Below are 14,805 nucleotides of genomic sequence, written 5' to 3' on the forward strand. Positions count from 1 at the left end.
GGGTTCGGATTCTCAGCGGGCGGCCGGCGCCGGGCAGGCCAGGGTGGGGGCGTCGGGACGCGCGCCGGCGGCGGAGAGGGTCGCCAGCGGGGCTGCGGCCAGGCCGAGGACCGCCTGCGCGGTCGCCCGGGAACCGCTGCCGGGGTTGAAGCCGGTCGCGTCGTAGGCGATCGCGCCGCGTACCGCCGGGTCGGTGGCACAGCCCTGCTGGAACTTCACCAGCCGGCTCCAGCCCTTGACGCCGGCCCCGAAGCGCCCGCCGGACAGCAGCGCCTGCGTGGCCAGCCCGGTGGTGTTGGCGTTGGAGGCGGACGCCCCGGCTGCGGCGAAGCCGCCGTCGGCGTTCTGGTGGGCGGCGAGCCAGCCGAGGCCCGCGTTCGCCTTGGCGGTGCGGCCGGTGGCGGCCAGGGCCTGGGCGGCGAGGGCGGTGGCGTCCGGGTCGCTGGTGCAGGTGGCCTGGCCGAAGGAGACGGGGTAGCCGCCGTCCGCGCACTGGCTGTTCGCCAGGAAGTCGACGGCCGCGGCCGGGGCACCGCCGGGCGTGCGGTGCAGGGCGATCACCGCGAGGGACTGGCCGAACGCGTTGCTGTAGTCGCCCCACTGGGAGCGGTCGGAGAACCGGCCCTCGGCGGTCTGGAGCGAGCGCAGCCGGGCCGGCAGGTCGACGCCGCCGAAGGCCGTCGGGTTCCCGCCGCGCACCTCGACGGCGAGCAGCAGCTTGGCAGTGGCGCCCGCGTACGCCTCGGTGGTGCCGTCGCCGAGGTAGCCGCCGAGGATCTCGGGCTTGGCCAGCCAGGCGGTCGCCTTGGCGGCGGCCTCGTCGGAGCTGTGCGAGGCGGCGAAGGCCAGCACAGCGTCGATGGTCAGGCCCTGGTCGGGGTAGGCGGTGCCGTCGAAGACGGACTCGAAGTGGTCGCCGCCGACGAGCTGACGGGCCAGCCAGCCGGCCGCGGCGGCGTCCGGACGGACGGTCGCGGAGGACGGCGCGGCGGCGGGTGCGGCGGCGGGTGCGGCGTGGGCGGCGGTGGCCGCCGGGAGTGCGGTGGCGAGCGCCAGTGCGGGTATCGCGAGCAGACCGAGGGGGCGGCGGAGCGCGGACATGGGTGCCTTTCCGGGCCTGGACGCAGGGGCCCGGAGGACACCGGCGACGCGCCGGGGCAGCCCTCGGAGCTCCGGCCCGCAGACCACGACGGGAGGAGGGACGACACATCTCCGCCGACGGGTACTCGGGCTCGCCGCCGACGTGGCGTCGGCGGCCTACCGTTGCGGGTCAGCGCCGGATTCGGACCGGCTTCCCCCAGCGGCGGAGTCACTACATGACGGCTCATCATGGCGAAACGGAAAAGATCCGGTCAAGGGATCGTGCGTCACATCACGGTGGGCCGGAGCCTGGCCTTCCTCGGACGCCTCTCGCCTCCGACGGCCGGACGGCCGACGACTGCGAGGGACTCCGCCGAACCGGTGACCACCAGGCAACCGGTCTCCGGGTCGCAGTCGAACTTCTTTACCACAAAGACGACTTCGCCCACCAGGAGGGTGTTCACCGCGTTGAGCGCCTTGGGGCGGTCGAGCGTGATCACCCCGACCCGGTCCCTGCGCTCGACCAGGATCGTCTCGTAGCCGGTCACTTGGCGCCCTCCGTCAGAGTGGTGATGATCGCCGAGAAGTCCAGGCCCGCGCCCTCGCCGGCCGCGAAGTCCGCATACAACTGCGCTGCCCTGCGCCCGAGTTCCGTGCTCACGCCCGCGCTCTCGGCCGCGCCGGCGGCCAGTCCGAGGTCCTTGGCCATCAGAGCGGCGGCGAACCCGGCGGCGTACTCGCGGTTCGCCGGGCTGGTCGGCACCGGCCCCGGGACGGGGCAGTTGGTGGTGAGCGCCCAGCACTGGCCGGAGGCGGTCGATGCCACGTCGAACAGCGCCTGGTGGCCGAGGCCGAGGCTCTCCCCGAGCACGAAGGCCTCGCTCACCGCGATCATCGAGATGCCGAGGATCATGTTGTTGCAGATCTTCGCGGCCTGCCCGGCGCCGGACGCTCCGCAGTGGACGACCCGGCGGCCCATCGCCGCCAGCAGCGGCTCGGCCTCGGCGAAGTCGGCGTCCCCCGCGCCCACCATGAAGGTCAGGCTCGCCGCCTCGGCGCCGGGCACTCCTCCGGAGACCGGCGCGTCGACCGCCCGGTGGCCGGCGGTCCGGGCCAGATCGGCGGCGATCCGGGCGTCCCCGACCGCGACGGTGGAGCAGTCCACGAACAGCGCGCCGCGCGCGACCGACGTCAACTCGTCGTAGGCTTCGAGGACATGGCGTCCGGTCGGCAGCATGGTGACGACCACCCCGGCGGCCTCCACCGCCGCCCCGGCCGAGTCGGCCATGGCCACTCCCCGGCCGGCGGCCCGCCCGCGGGCGGCCTCCGAGAGGTCGTAACCGGTCACCGCGTACCCGGCTTTGACCAGGTTGGCGGCCATCGGGCCGCCCATGTTGCCCAGTCCGACGAATCCGATGCTGTGGGTCACCAGCGCTCCAGGGGTGTGGTGGCGGCGAGGCCCAGTTCGCGCTCGCCGAGCGGGACGAAGTAGCGGGCCACGGTGGCGGGTTCGACGGCACCCAGCGTCGCCGGGCTCCACCGGGGTGTGCGGTCCTTGTCGATCACCTGGGCCCGGATGCCCTCGGCGAGGTCCGGTGTGGAGAGCGCCGCGCAGGACGTGCGGTACTCCTGGTCCAGCACCGCCTCCAGCGGGCCGAGGGCCCGGGCCCGGCGCAGCGCGGCCAGGGTCGCCTTCACGGCGGTCGGGGAGTTGGCGGTGATCCGGTCGACGGCCTTCTTCGCCTCGGGTTCACCGCTGTCCCGCAGCCGGTCGAGGATCTCCTCCACGGTGGCTGCCGCGTAGCAGCTGTCGATCCATGCCCGCTGCCCTTCCAGCAGGCCCGTCGGCGCGGGCGCGACGTGTCGTTCGAGGGCGTCGTGCACGGGCAGTTCGGCCAGGTCGTCCAGCAGGGCCGGGAGCCGCCCGGTGGGCACGAAGTGGTCGGCGAGCCCGCACAGGAGGGCGTCCGCGGCACCGGCGGAGCCCGCGGTCAGGGCGAGGTGGGTGCCCGACTCGCCCGGCGCGAGGGCGAGCAGGTAGGTGCCGCCGACGTCGGGGACGAAGCCGATGCCCGCCTCCGGCATGGCGACGCGGGTGGTCTCGGTGACGATCCGGACGCTGCCGTGGGCGGAGACGCCGACGCCGCCGCCCATCACGATGCCGCTCATCACGGCGACGTAGGGCTTCGAGTAGCGGGCGATCCGGGCGTTGAGCCGGTACTCGTCGCGCCAGAACTCCTCGACGGCTCCGTGGTCGCCGCCGGTGGCGGCGCGGTGGATGGCGACGATGTCGCCTCCGGCGCAGAAGGCGCGGTCGCCGGCCCCGGTGACGACGACGGTCTCGATCCGGTCGTCGCGCTCCCAGGCGTCCAGGGCCTCCGAGATCCGCTGCACCATGCCGTGGGTGAGGGCGTTCAGGGCAGCGGGGCGGTTGAGGACGATCAACCCGGCCCGGCCCTCCCGCTGGACGATGACCTCCGCGGTGTCGTTCCCGGTCATCACGCGGCTCCGGTCAGGCCGCGGGCGACGATGACGCGCATGATCTCGTTGGTCCCTTCCAGGATCTGGTGCACCCGCAGGTCGCGGACGATCTTCTCGATGCCGTACTCGGCGAGGTAGCCGTAGCCGCCGTGCAGTTGGAGGGCGTCGTTGGCCACCGTGAAGCCGGTGTCGGTGGCGTGGCGCTTGGCCATCGCGCAGAGCTGCGGCGCACGGGGGTCCCCCCGGTCCAGGGCCGCGGCGGCCCGCCACACCAGCGCCCGGGCGGCCTCCAACTCGGTCGCCATGTCGGCGAGTCGGAATTGCAGCGCCTGGGCGTGCAGCAGTCGCGCCCCGAACGCCTCACGGTCGGCGAGGTGGGCCACCGCACGTTCCAGCGCACTCTGGGCTCCGCCGAGCGAGCAGGCGGCGATACCGAGCCGTCCGCCGTTGAGGCCGCCCATGGCGATCCGGAAGCCCTCGCCCTCCGCCCCGAGCAGGCGGTCGGCGGGCAGCCGGACGCCGTCCAGCAGCACCTGGCGGGTCGGCTGGGCGTTCCAGCCCATCTTCTGCTCGTTCGGGCCGAAGGACAGCCCCCGGTCGTCACGGTCCACGAGGAACGCGGAGACGCCCTTCGGCCCCGGACCGCCGGTCCGCGCCATCACCACGTACACCTGCGCCGTGCCCGCCCCGGAGATGAACTGCTTGACGCCGTCCAGCACCCAGTGGTCCCCCTGGCGCACGGCCCGGGTGGTGAGCGCGGCGGCGTCGGAGCCGGCGCCGGGCTCGGTGAGGCAGTAGCTGCCCAACTGTTCGGCCGAGCAGAGCGCCGGCAGCCAGCGGGTGCGCTGGGTCCCGGTGCCGTAGCGGTCGACCATCCAGCCGACCATGTTGTGGATGGACAGGTAGGCGGCGATCGACGGGCAGCCGGTGGCGAGCGCCTCGAAGGCCACCACCCCGTCCGCCCGGGAGAGTTCGGAGCCTCCGACGTCCTCGCGCACGTATACGCCGGCCAGGCCGACGTCCGCCGCCTTGCGCAGCACGTCGACCGGGAAGTGCTTGGTCCGGTCCCACTCCACCGCGTGCGGCGCCAGGTACTCGTCGGCGAAGGCCCGGGTGGTCCCGGCGACGGCCCGCTGGTCCTCGGTGAGGTCGTGCACGGCGCTCATCCCATCGTCGGAATGGTGAAGCTCGCGCCCTCCTTGACCCCGGAGGGCCAGCGCGAGGTGACGGTCCGGGTGCGGGTGTAGAAGCGGATCGCGTCCGGTCCGTGCTGGTTGAGGTCGCCGAACGCGGAGCGCTTCCAGCCGCCGAAGGTGTGGTAGGCGACCGGCACCGGGATCGGCACGTTCACGCCGACCATGCCGGTGTTGACCCGGCGGGTGAAGTCGCGGGCGGTGTCGCCGTCCCGGGTGAAGATCGCCACGCCGTTGCCGAACTCGTGCTCGCTGGGCAGGCGCAGCGCCTCCTCGTAGTCGGCGGCGCGGACGACGGTGAGCACCGGGCCGAAGATCTCCTCCCGGTGGATCCGCATCTGCGGGGTGACCCGGTCGAACAGCGAGGCGCCGAGGAAGTAGCCGCCCTCGTGCCCGTCCAGCCGGAAGTCGCGTCCGTCGACGACGAGTTCGGCGCCCTCTGCGACACCGATGTCGAGGTGGTCGCGCACCCGGGCGAGCGCGTCGGCGCCGACCAGCGGGCCGAAGTCGGCCGCCGGGTCGTCCGAGCGGCCGACCTTCAGGGCGGCGATCCGCTCGACCAGCTTCGCCACCAGGGCGTCGGCGGTCTCCTCCCCCACCGGGACGGCGACCGAGATCGCCATGCAGCGCTCGCCGGCCGAGCCGTACCCGGCGCCGATCAGCGCGTCGGCCGCCTGGTCGAGGTCGGCGTCCGGCATGACGATCATGTGGTTCTTCGCGCCGCCGAAGCACTGCGCCCGCTTCCCGTGGGCGGCCGCGGTCGCGTACACGTACTGGGCGATCGGGGTCGAGCCGACGAAGCCGACCGCCTCCACCCGCGGGTCCTCCAGCAGCGTGTCGACGGCCTCCTTGCCGCCGTTGACCACGTTGAGGACGCCCGGCGGCAGTCCGGCCTCCAGGAACAGCTCGGCCAGCCGCAGCGGCACCGAGGGGTCGCGCTCGGAGGGCTTGAGGACGAAGGCGTTGCCGCAGGCCAGCGCGGGCGCGGCCTTCCAGAGCGGGATCATCGCCGGGAAGTTGAACGGCGTGATGCCCGCGACGACGCCGAGCGGCTGGCGCATCGAGTACACGTCGATGCCCGTCCCGGCGTTGTCGGTGAACTCGCCCTTGAGCAGGTGCGGGATCCCGGCGGCGAACTCCACGACCTCCAGGCCCCGCTGGAGGTCGCCGTGGGCGTCGGCGACGGTCTTGCCGTGCTCGGCGGAGAGCAGCCGGGCGAGCTCCTCCCGCTCCTGCTCGACCAGTTGCAGGAAGCGCAGCAGCACCCGGGCCCGCCGCTGCGGGTTCCAGGCGGCCCACTCGGGCTGGGCCTGCGCCGCGTCGGCGATCACCGCCTCGACCTCGGCCCGGTCGGCCAGCGGCACCCGGGCCTGCACCCGGCCGGTGTTGGGGTCGTACACGTCGCCGAACCGGCCGGACGTGCCGGCGGTGCGCTTGCCGCCGACGAAGTGGGTCAGTTCACGGACCATCGGTTCCTTCTCTCATCGTGGATGGGGAGAGGAGGAATGGAGAGGGCACCGCCGGCGTCCGGGCGCACGCTCGTGCGCGCCGGGCGGCAGCGGCGGTTGACGTGGCGTCAGGGGCGGAGTTGCGCCCCGGTGCTCGGCACGGCAGGGCAAGGGGCGGCGGCGGAACGGGAAAGGCAGCCCGAAGTCATGCGTGTCGTCTCCATCCTCGTGGAAAACACGGACCACCCGCGGCCGGTATCCTGACTCCCGGATCAGCGCCCGTCCCCAGGCCTTCCCGGCTGGCTGCCAGTGGCCGTCGAACTGCGAGGACGAACTCCCCGGTCACAGTGGCGGGACCGTGCCGGACTCACACCGGCTTCCCTGACACCGCGGACCTGTCATCGACCATATAGTTGGACGTCCTAGTAAGTCCAGGGGTTCGCGCACGCGCCGCGCCAAGGCGTCCCGTCGGGCACCCTGGCCGGTGCGACCTCGACCCGGCCGACGTGGACGAGCCGACGTGGACGATCCGCCCAGGGCACTCACGGCCGGCGGCCATGACGGCAGCCGCGCTCAGGAACGCCCGTGCCGGAACCGGGCGGTCAGTTCCTCCGGCGCGACGACGGGGGCCGGGTACCGGCCGTCGAACAGCCAGGGCCGGTGGACGGCCGGGCCCGGGAGGTCGGCGAGTTCCGGCACCCAGCGGCGTACGTAGTCCCCGTTGGGGTCGTAACGGTCGGCCTGGCGCAGTGGGTTGAGGATCCGGTTGGGGCGGGTGTCGGTGCCGGTGCCGGCGACCCACTGCCAGTTGAGCTGGTTGTTGGCCACGTCGCCGTCGACGAGCAGGGACAGGAAGTGAGCGGCGCCGATCCGCCAGTCCAGGTAGAGGGACTTGGTGAGGAAGCCGGCCGTCAGCAGGCGGGCCCGGTTGTGCATCCAGCCCTCGTGGGCGAGTTGGCGCATCCCGGCGTCGATGATCGGGTAGCCGGTGCGGCCCTGCCGCCAGGCCTCGGCCTCCTGCTCGTCGTGGTGCCAGTGGTCGCCCCTGGTGCGGTAGTCGTGGCGGGCGGCGTCGGGGCGGGCGGCGAGGACCTGGTGGTGGAAGTCGCGCCAGGCGAGTTGCCGGACGAAGGCCTGCGCGCCGGCGCCGTCGTGCCGCACGGCGTGCGTGGCGAGCCAAGTGGGTGACAGGCAGCCGAAGTGCAGGTACGGGGAGAGCCGGGAGGTGCTGTCGGCGGCGAGGTCGTCGTGGATCTCGGCGTAGCCGTCGATGTCCCAGGCCCGCCAGCGCTTCAGGGCGACGGTCTCGCCACCGCGCGGCAGGCCCGGGGAGAACGGGCCCGCGACCACCAGGTTCGCACTGCCGATGCCGTCCGGAGTGTCGAGCCTGCGGGGCGCGGCCAGCACGGTCCGGCGGGGTGCCTGCTGCCAGGCGCGGTGGTACGGGGTGAAGACGGCGTAGTGATCGCGGCCGGCCGGGGTGATCCCGCCGGCCGGAACCACGGTGAGCGAGGCGTCGTGGACGTGCAGGCGATCACCGAACACCGCCCGTAGCCGTGCCTCGCGCCGGTGCGCGAAGGCGCTGACGCCCGCGGCCACGTGCACCGAGACGGCATCCGTCTCGGCGGCCACCCGGGCCGTCTGCTCCGCGGGTTCACCGTGCCGGACGGTCAGCCTGGAGCCGATGCGGCGCAGCGAGGCGTCCAGGTCGCAGAGGCAGTCGGCGAGGAACGCCTGACGGTTCGGGGCGGCGAAGCCGGCGGCTTCGACGGCGGGGTCGAGGACGAAGAGCGGCACGACCTGGTCGGCGGCGGCGCGCGCGGCGTGGAGGACGGGGTTGTCGTGCAGACGCAGGTCCTGGGTGAACAGGGCGATGGAGACGGTCACGGGTGGGGCCTCGCAGGTGGTGCGGTCGGGGTTTTCGGGTGTCGGCGTGGTGGCAGGGGCACGAAGCCGCTGGTGCGGGCGGCGTACTCGGCCCAGCCCGGCCGTTGCGCGCCCATCCGGCGTTCCAGCATCGGTTTGCCACTGCCGAAAGCGAGCAGCCAGGTCATGAGGACCGGGCTGAGGACGAACGCCCAGCCGGCGGGTGTGTCGGCGGCGAGCAGGAACAGGCCCCACCAGACGCAGGCGTCGCCGAAGTAGTTGGGGTGACGGGTCCAGCGCCACAGGCCCCGGTCCATGATCCGGCCGCGGTTGGCCGGGTCGGCCTTGAAGCGGGCCAGCTGCCGGTCCCCCACCGCCTCGAAGAACAGGCCGACCGCCCAGAGCGCCGTGCCCGCCCGGGCGAGCGCGGCGGGCGGGTCGGGAACGTACTGGGCGGCCAGGACCGGCAGGGAGACGAACCACACCAGAGCGGCCTGGAGCAGGTAGACCTTGCGCAGCGCATACCGGGTGCGGGACGGGCCCGCGGGGGCGCGGGAGAGCATCCGGGCGTAGCGCGGGTCCTCGGGTTCGCCCCGGGCGCGCCACCAGATGTGGGCGGACAGTCGCAGGCCCCAGACGGCGACGAGCACGGTGGCCAGCAGTCGGCGCCCGGTGTCGCCGTACCCGTCGGACAGTGCGTACCCGCTGAGCGCGACGGCGGTGAACGCCAGTCCCCAGGCGACGTCCACGCCGCGGTGGCGCCCGGTACGCACGCCGACCGCGAACGCGGTGAGCAGGACGGCGAGCGCGACGGCGGCGGCGACCGCGAGGCCGAGGGCGAAGGCGGTGACGTTCACGGCCGGGTCCCGGACCAACGGGCTGCCGCGCTCATGCCGTCACCGCTTCGCGGGTCAGCAGCACCTGTTGCACGTCGAGGTAGCCGGTGCGGAAGCCGGCTTCGGAGTAGGCGAGGTAGAGCTCCCAGGTGCGCCGGAAGACGTCGTCGAAGCCGAGGGCCGCGACCTGCGGTGAGCGTTCGGTGAACCGTTCGCGCCATAGCCGCAGGGTCTCGGCGTAGTGCGGCCCGTAGGCATCGGCCCGGACCACCCGGAGCCGGGTGTGGCGGGCGGCGGTCTCCTCGATCGCCCGCAGGGACGGGATGAGGCCGCCGGGGAAGATGTACTTGAGGATCCAGGTGTAGGTGCGGCTGGCGGCCAGCATCCGATCGTGGGGCATGGTGATCGCCTGCAGGGCGACGCGCCCGCCGGGTGCCAGGACCCGGTCGAGGGTGGCGAAGTACGCGGGCCAGAAGGGCCGCCCCACGGCCTCGATCATCTCGACGCTGACCACGGCGTCGAACTCGCCCTCGGCGGCGCGGTAGTCACGGAGGCGGACCTCGGCCCGGTCCGTCTGCCCGGCGTCGGCGATGCGCCGCCGGGCGAGGGTGAGCTGCTCCTCGGAGAGCGTGAGGCTGACGACGTGGGCGCCGCGGGCGGCGGCACGCAGGGCGAGTTCGCCCCACCCGGTGCCGATCTCCAGCAGCCGGGTACCTGGGCCGACGCGGGCGAGGTCGAGCAGCCGGTCGATCTTGCGGTGCTGGGCGGCGGGCAGGGCGTCCCGGGTGCCGAGCGGTTCACGGCCGCCGGGGCCGGTCGGGAAGACGGCCGAGGAGTAGGTCATCGTCGGGTCGAGGAACAGCGCGAACAGGTCGTTGGACAGGTCGTAGTGCCGGTGGGCGTTGCGCCGCGCGTTCGCGGCGGTGGAGAGCTCTTCCACGGGCGGTCGCCGGACGTAGAACCGTCGCAACCACTGCGCACCGGCCGGTACAAGTGTCTCGGGGGCGGTGGCGAGTCCGGTGAGGAGGGCGACCAGGTCGGGGCTGTCCCAGTCGCCGGCCTGGTAGGCCTCGCCGAAGCCGATCAGGCCGCCCTCGCCGACGCGCTGCAGAAAGGCTCCCGGCCGGTGCAGGCGGAGGACCGGAGCCCCGGGCGGGGCCGGGTGCAGGGTTCGGCCGCCGGGCAGTTCGACGCGCAGGCCGCGCCGCGCCGCGACCCTGCACAGCAGCCGTGCGGCGACGGCCGCGCGCAGCGGCGCCTTCGGCACCCGGGCGACGTCCGGCCAGCGCACCGGGTCGACGAGGCCGGCCGAGCGTGTCGCGGGAAGTGTGGCGGTCATGGGGCGGGCACCTCTTCTGCGGGCGGCACGGGCTTCGGGGCGGGCCGGGACGGGCCGCCGGCCGGGCGGGGGTGGACGGGCAGTCCACCGAGCCACAAGCGGATGCCCTGGTAGCGGATGTGCAAACTGACGGCCCAGGTGGCGAGCGGGTGGGCGAGCACGGCACGCAGCAGGGCGGCCGGGCCGGCCGGACGTGCGGTGCCGTGGACGGTGGCGGTGAAGACGCGACCGCCCTGGCGTTCCAGATGGACGGTGAGGTGGAGGCGCTCGCCCGGTTCGGGCAGTACCGTCCGGTAGCGGCCGTCGACGGGGAAGAACGGTGAGACGTAGAAGTCCTTGACGCTCTCACCGCGGCCGCCGGGATCGGGCGGCAGCACGTAGCGGTGCCGCCCGCCGTAGGTGTTGTGGACCTCGGCGACCGTGCACAGCGGGCGCCCGGACTCGTCGCGGCACCAGTACACGGTCAGCGGGTTGAACACGTGGCCGAGCGAGCGGGCCTGCGTGAGCATCAGCACCTGCCCGTCGCCGAGCCGGACCCCGTGGCCTGCGAGGTCGCGCTCCAGGTCCTGGCGGATCGTCAGCGGCTCGCCGCCCGGATCGAGGGTGTGGTCGTGCGGCAGGAAGCGGGCCAGTGGCCGCAGTGGCCGTGGAAGGGCCGGCAGGCGGTCGAGGTCCACCAGCCACAGGTACCCGCGGTGCCGGAACGACCGCGCACGGGGTGCGGTGCGCACGTGGGTGGTGACGGTGTCGTAGAGGACGGCGCCGCCCCAGGGCTCAGGGTAGGCGTTCACGGCGCGCTCACTCCCAGCAGGGACCGTGCGGCCTCGATGCCGGAGCGGCAGCCGTCCTCGTGGAACCCCCAGCCGTGGTAGGCGCCGGCGAACGCGGTGCGGGCCGTGGTGAGTCCGGGCAGCCACTGCTGGGCGGCGACCGTGCGCGCGGTGTAGACGGGGTGCTCGTAGACGGTGCGGGAGACCACCAGCTCGTCGGGGATCGGCTGCTGCCGGTCTTCGTTGAGCGTGACCAGGTAGTCCTCGGCGGTGTCCAGCCGCAGCAGCCGGTTGAGGTGGTAGCTGACCCGCACCCGGTCGCAGGGCGCGGTGCAGTGCGGCATCCGGTAGTTCCACGATCCGCGCGCCGACGGGGCGACGGGCAGGACGGACGGGTCGCGGTGCAGCACCGCCGTATTGCGCGAGTACCGGAAGGCGCCGAGGACCTTGCGCTCGACGTCGGTCGGGTCGGCGAGCAGCCGCAGGGCCTGATCGGCGTGGGTGGCGATCACCACCGCGCCGGCCCCGGTGCGGTGGCCGTCCCCGGTCACCACGGTGACGCCGTCGAGGTGGCGGCGCACCGCACGCACGGGGGCGGAGCGGTGGACGGCGGTCAGTCGCCCGGCGATCCGCTCGACGTAGGTGCGTGATCCTCCCACGACCGTGCGCCAGGCCGGCGAGCCGGTCACGGAGAGCATGCCGTGGTTGTCGAGGAACGCGAAGAGGTAGCGCGCCGGGTAGTCGCCCGCCAGGTCGGGGGCGCAGGACCATACCGCGGAGACCACCGGGGTCATGAAGTGGCTCACGAAGTACGGCGAGAAGCCCTCGGCGGCGAGGAAGTCCCGCAGACTCGGGTCGCCCGCTGCCGGGTCGGCGAGCAGGCGGCGCGCCCGGCGGTGGAAGCGGGGCACCTCGGAGAGCATCCGCAGGTACCGGCCGCGTCCCAGGGTGCCGGGCCGGGCGAACAGACCTGCCGGTCCCCTCGCTCCCGCGTACTCCAGGCCGCAGCCGTCGCACCGCACGGACATGCTCATCTCGCTGTCCCGGGTACGGACGCCGAGTTCGGCGAACAGGCGCACCAGATGCGGGTAGGTCCGCTCGTTGTGGACCAGGAACCCGGTGTCCAGCGGCACCGCCCGCCCGTCGTGGACGGCCTCCTGCGTGTGGGCGTGGCCGCCGAGCCGCCCGTCGGCCTCGAACAGCTCCACCTCCACCCCGGCCCGGGACAGCTCGTACGCCGCGGTGAGCCCGGCGATGCCGGAGCCGACCACCGCCACCCGGCGCGGCCGTTCACCGCCGTCCGCCCCGGCTGAGGTCCGGGTGGCGGAGACGGTGTCGAACATGGTCACGAGAGCCCCTCCCGACGGGGCCGCCGGCACGGCCCGCATTGTCGTTGCACGGGACGTTCGGAGCCGGCGCCGCTTCGGATTGGACCGACTTTGCGGCTGGGGCCCGCTTCGTGGGAAGCCGGGCCGACCGGGGGCCGCTGAGCGTCGACGCGGCGCAGTCGGCGCCCCCACGGGGCCCCGGTGCGCGGGCGGACCGACGCGCGAGCCCCCTCGGGAAGCGGGCAGCGGGACTTCAGCCCGTGACCGCCTGTTCGAGAAGGTCGACGGCGTCGGCGAGGGTGCGGGGACCGGCGGTCCCGATCGGGGGCTTGGAACGGGCCCAGCCGGGGCCGGCGGCGACGGTGACCGCCCCGCTGCGGGATCCGCGCGGACCCCACATGCTGGCGCCGACACGGCGTACCAGCTCGCGGTCCGCGCTGCGCCGGTCCTGGGACCACAGCATCACCGCCCCCGGGCCGAGACGGTGGACGGCGTCGAGCAGGGCCCGGGGTGGGACGGCCCCGCCCAGCATCCGGAACGGGAGCGCGCGTTCGGTCAGCGCCGCGGCCGTGGCTTCGAGCGGGAGCGTGTGCAGTTCGGCGGGCGTCGCGGCCAGCAGGACGGGCGGCACGTTCCGGGGGGCGGCAGTTCCCACCGCCACGCCCCTCAGGACGGTGGAGACGTGCCAGGACAGCAGGTGCTCGACCTCGACGTACTGCTCACCGTCCGCCGCCCACTTGCGGCCCGCGGCGCGCAGGGCGGGCATCATGACCTCCGTCCACGCGTCGATCACCCCGAGCGTGTCGACCGCTTCGCGCAGGATCCTGGCGACCTCCGGCGCATCGAGCCGCACGGCCGCGCGGGCCAGGCCACGGCACTCCGGGCGCACGGTTCCGACCCGCAGGGCTCGGCTTCCGCCCGGGCCGGGGCCCAGGCCGGGGCCGAGCCGGTCGCCGTCCGGGGGGTTCGCCTCCGGCCGACCGAGTGCGGGGCGCGGGGTGGCGTGGTGACCGGCGTCCCGGCGCTCGGCCAGGGCCGCGCGGGCGGCTTCGCCCGGCGGCACCCCGCGGGCGGTCAGGCGGCACATGGCCTCCAGGACGGCGATGTCCTGCCGGCTCCAGCGGCGATGGTGTCCGGCCTCCCGGTGGGCGGGGCCGATGCCGTAACGCCGTTCCCAGGAGCGGACCGTGGTGGGGGAAACGCCGAGCCGCTGGGCCACGCCCCCGGTCGGCAGACCCACGTCCTCCAAGCGGTCGGAGGCGACGGACGGGCCGCTGCCCCGTGCTCCGGTACCGCGCTCGGCGGACGGGCTCACCATCCCCCGATCCTACCGATGGCGAATCCCACGCAGCACACCACCAGGACGGCGATCACCAGCAGGGGAATCCAGCCCGGCCAGGCCGTGTGCAGCTCGACCGCCTCCGGAGTCGAGATGCCCGCGCAGGTCGACGCCTCGCACTCGGGCGTCTCGGCGGGAGGGCTCGCGGGTACGGGGCGCTCCCGGGTCGTGATCAGCTGCTCGGCAGTCATGACGTCCTCCCGCGGATGGGAAGTTCGAGGGGGTGTTCCGGGTCCGGATTCCGGAGCGCCGGACGTGAGTGGTCCCACATCAATTCTGGAGCAGGGGCCCCCGCTGTCGCAGCCGCGCCCCTGCCGCACGGTCTGCGGGGACCGGCCCGGCCTGCAGTCCGCTCGGCCGAGGACGGCCTCCGTCCGGCGTGATCGCCCCGCGCAGCCGGACGAGGCCGTCACGGATCCGGGTCTTGACCGTGCCCAGCGGCACGCCGACCCGCTGCGCGATCTCCCGCTGCGTGTAGCCGCCGTAGTAGGCCAGGACCACCGCCTCACGCTGCGCCGAGCTCAGGCAGGTGAGGGCGGACCGGACCCGCTGCCGGTCGAGCGCACGGACGGCCTGCTCCTCCGGCGGATCGCTCGGCGACGGCTCGTGGAAGCGGACGCGGTGCTCGCGTTCGGCGGACGCGTGCGCGGAACGCACGCGGTCCACCGCCCGGTGGTGCGCGATGGTCAGCACCCACGTCATCACCGGCCCGCGCTCGGGCCGGTAGCCGGCGGCGGTGCGCCACACCTCCAGGAGGACCTCCTGGGCGACCTCCTCGGCGTGCGCCGGGCTGCGCAGCGTCCGCAGCGCCACCGCGTACACCGGCCCGGCAACCGCGCGATACAGCGCCTCGAACGCGGCCTCGTCGCCGCGGGCCGCACGCTGCAGGAGGCGACGGAGGTCCTCGGCCATCGGCCTGGGGCTGTCGATGAGGCTGGTGCCGCTGTCGGTCGTCCTTGGCGAAGTCACGCCTTCACGGTGCAGCGATTCGACTCCACAGGCCCAGTCGAACCGTTTGTGCATCGTTTTGGGCGCTTCGAACGGCCCCGGGCGGCCCGGTGGCTCGCCCGAAACGATGCGACTCCCCTGCGACGTCCTCGCCGGCTGGCCGCGGCCGATGCTCGG

14 protein-coding genes and 2 riboswitches are annotated in these 14,805 nt (G+C 74.2%); all 14 genes read right to left on the reverse strand.

The annotated features are described in order from the left end of the window. Positions 1-12: 12 nt before the first annotated feature. The 14 genes from ACIPSC_RS07130 to ACIPSC_RS07195 all read right to left on the reverse strand — a co-directional run bounded on the left by ACIPSC_RS07130 (position 13) and on the right by ACIPSC_RS07195 (position 14,592). Positions 13-1,101, reverse strand: coding sequence for a peptidase (locus tag ACIPSC_RS07130; RefSeq protein ID WP_400823854.1), 1,089 nt, complete (start codon positions 1,099-1,101; stop codon positions 13-15). A 98-nt stretch (positions 1,102-1,199) separates the two neighbouring features. Continuing rightward, positions 1,200-1,339: riboswitch (cobalamin riboswitch) on the reverse strand. A gap of 28 nt (positions 1,340-1,367) precedes the next feature. Continuing rightward, on the reverse strand, positions 1,368-1,628 hold the full coding sequence (locus ACIPSC_RS07135) for an enoyl-CoA hydratase-related protein (RefSeq protein WP_400823856.1): 261 nt from the start codon (positions 1,626-1,628) through the stop codon (positions 1,368-1,370). Continuing rightward, on the reverse strand, positions 1,625-2,509 hold the full coding sequence (gene mmsB / locus ACIPSC_RS07140; RefSeq protein WP_400823858.1) for a 3-hydroxyisobutyrate dehydrogenase: 885 nt from the start codon (positions 2,507-2,509) through the stop codon (positions 1,625-1,627). The genes ACIPSC_RS07135 and mmsB overlap by 4 nt, the downstream gene beginning before the upstream one ends. Next, the gene (locus ACIPSC_RS07145) at positions 2,506-3,579 is read right to left on the reverse strand and encodes an enoyl-CoA hydratase/isomerase family protein (protein ID WP_400823860.1); all 1,074 of its coding nucleotides are present in this window, start codon (positions 3,577-3,579) and stop codon (positions 2,506-2,508) included. The genes mmsB and ACIPSC_RS07145 overlap by 4 nt, the downstream gene beginning before the upstream one ends. Next, positions 3,579-4,727: an acyl-CoA dehydrogenase family protein gene (locus tag ACIPSC_RS07150; RefSeq protein WP_400823862.1), complete on the reverse strand. Its 1,149-nt coding sequence runs from the start codon at positions 4,725-4,727 to the stop codon at positions 3,579-3,581. Before ACIPSC_RS07150 ends, ACIPSC_RS07145 begins: the two co-directional genes overlap by 1 nt. Then, positions 4,724-6,223: a CoA-acylating methylmalonate-semialdehyde dehydrogenase gene (locus ACIPSC_RS07155; RefSeq protein ID WP_400823864.1), complete on the reverse strand. Its 1,500-nt coding sequence runs from the start codon at positions 6,221-6,223 to the stop codon at positions 4,724-4,726. Before ACIPSC_RS07155 ends, ACIPSC_RS07150 begins: the two co-directional genes overlap by 4 nt. Before the next feature lie 211 nt (positions 6,224-6,434). Then, positions 6,435-6,627, reverse strand: a riboswitch (cobalamin riboswitch). 148 nt (positions 6,628-6,775) lie between these two features. After that, positions 6,776-8,089 carry a cryptochrome/photolyase family protein gene (locus ACIPSC_RS07160; protein ID WP_400823866.1) on the reverse strand — a complete coding sequence of 438 codons (1,314 nt, stop codon included), beginning with the start codon at positions 8,087-8,089 and terminating at the stop codon, positions 6,776-6,778. Next, the gene (locus ACIPSC_RS07165) at positions 8,086-8,925 is read right to left on the reverse strand and encodes a DUF1295 domain-containing protein (RefSeq protein WP_400823868.1); all 840 of its coding nucleotides are present in this window, start codon (positions 8,923-8,925) and stop codon (positions 8,086-8,088) included. The genes ACIPSC_RS07160 and ACIPSC_RS07165 overlap by 4 nt, the downstream gene beginning before the upstream one ends. Positions 8,926-8,956: 31 nt before the next feature. Beyond that, on the reverse strand, positions 8,957-10,243 hold the full coding sequence (locus tag ACIPSC_RS07170) for a class I SAM-dependent methyltransferase (protein ID WP_400823870.1): 1,287 nt from the start codon (positions 10,241-10,243) through the stop codon (positions 8,957-8,959). Continuing rightward, the gene (locus ACIPSC_RS07175; protein ID WP_400823872.1) at positions 10,240-11,034 is read right to left on the reverse strand and encodes a DUF1365 domain-containing protein; all 795 of its coding nucleotides are present in this window, start codon (positions 11,032-11,034) and stop codon (positions 10,240-10,242) included. Before ACIPSC_RS07175 ends, ACIPSC_RS07170 begins: the two co-directional genes overlap by 4 nt. Continuing rightward, complete coding sequence (locus ACIPSC_RS07180; RefSeq protein WP_400824095.1) at positions 11,031-12,356, reverse strand: NAD(P)/FAD-dependent oxidoreductase; 1,326 nt, start codon at positions 12,354-12,356, stop codon at positions 11,031-11,033. The genes ACIPSC_RS07175 and ACIPSC_RS07180 overlap by 4 nt, the downstream gene beginning before the upstream one ends. Before the next feature lie 238 nt (positions 12,357-12,594). Continuing rightward, a complete protein-coding gene (locus ACIPSC_RS07185) occupies positions 12,595-13,659 on the reverse strand; it encodes a MerR family transcriptional regulator (RefSeq protein ID WP_400823874.1) in 1,065 nt (354 codons plus the stop codon). Then, a complete protein-coding gene (locus tag ACIPSC_RS07190) occupies positions 13,653-13,871 on the reverse strand; it encodes a DUF6480 family protein (RefSeq protein WP_400823876.1) in 219 nt (72 codons plus the stop codon). The genes ACIPSC_RS07185 and ACIPSC_RS07190 overlap by 7 nt, the downstream gene beginning before the upstream one ends. 79 nt (positions 13,872-13,950) lie before the next feature. Further along, positions 13,951-14,592 carry a sigma-70 family RNA polymerase sigma factor gene (locus ACIPSC_RS07195; protein ID WP_400824096.1) on the reverse strand — a complete coding sequence of 214 codons (642 nt, stop codon included), beginning with the start codon at positions 14,590-14,592 and terminating at the stop codon, positions 13,951-13,953. Positions 14,593-14,805 lie beyond the last annotated feature (213 nt).

It is taken from the genome of Kitasatospora sp. NPDC090091 (assembly GCF_044747365.1).
GTDB lineage: Bacteria > Actinomycetota > Actinomycetes > Streptomycetales > Streptomycetaceae > Kitasatospora.

Coding starts and splice junctions, on each gene's coding strand:
- ACIPSC_RS07130 (WP_400823854.1), bottom strand. CDS start 1,101: ATGTCCGCGCTCCGCCGCCCCCTCGGTCTGCTCGCGATACCCGCACTG.
- ACIPSC_RS07145 (WP_400823860.1), bottom strand. CDS start 3,579: ATGACCGGGAACGACACCGCGGAGGTCATCGTCCAGCGGGAGGGCCGG.
- ACIPSC_RS07150 (WP_400823862.1), bottom strand. CDS start 4,727: ATGAGCGCCGTGCACGACCTCACCGAGGACCAGCGGGCCGTCGCCGGG.
- ACIPSC_RS07155 (WP_400823864.1), bottom strand. CDS start 6,223: ATGGTCCGTGAACTGACCCACTTCGTCGGCGGCAAGCGCACCGCCGGC.
- ACIPSC_RS07170 (WP_400823870.1), bottom strand. CDS start 10,243: ATGACCGCCACACTTCCCGCGACACGCTCGGCCGGCCTCGTCGACCCG.
- ACIPSC_RS07180 (WP_400824095.1), bottom strand. CDS start 12,356: ATGTTCGACACCGTCTCCGCCACCCGGACCTCAGCCGGGGCGGACGGC.
- ACIPSC_RS07185 (WP_400823874.1), bottom strand. CDS start 13,659: ATGGTGAGCCCGTCCGCCGAGCGCGGTACCGGAGCACGGGGCAGCGGC.
- ACIPSC_RS07190 (WP_400823876.1), bottom strand. CDS start 13,871: ATGACTGCCGAGCAGCTGATCACGACCCGGGAGCGCCCCGTACCCGCG.
- ACIPSC_RS07195 (WP_400824096.1), bottom strand. CDS start 14,592: ATGGCCGAGGACCTCCGTCGCCTCCTGCAGCGTGCGGCCCGCGGCGAC.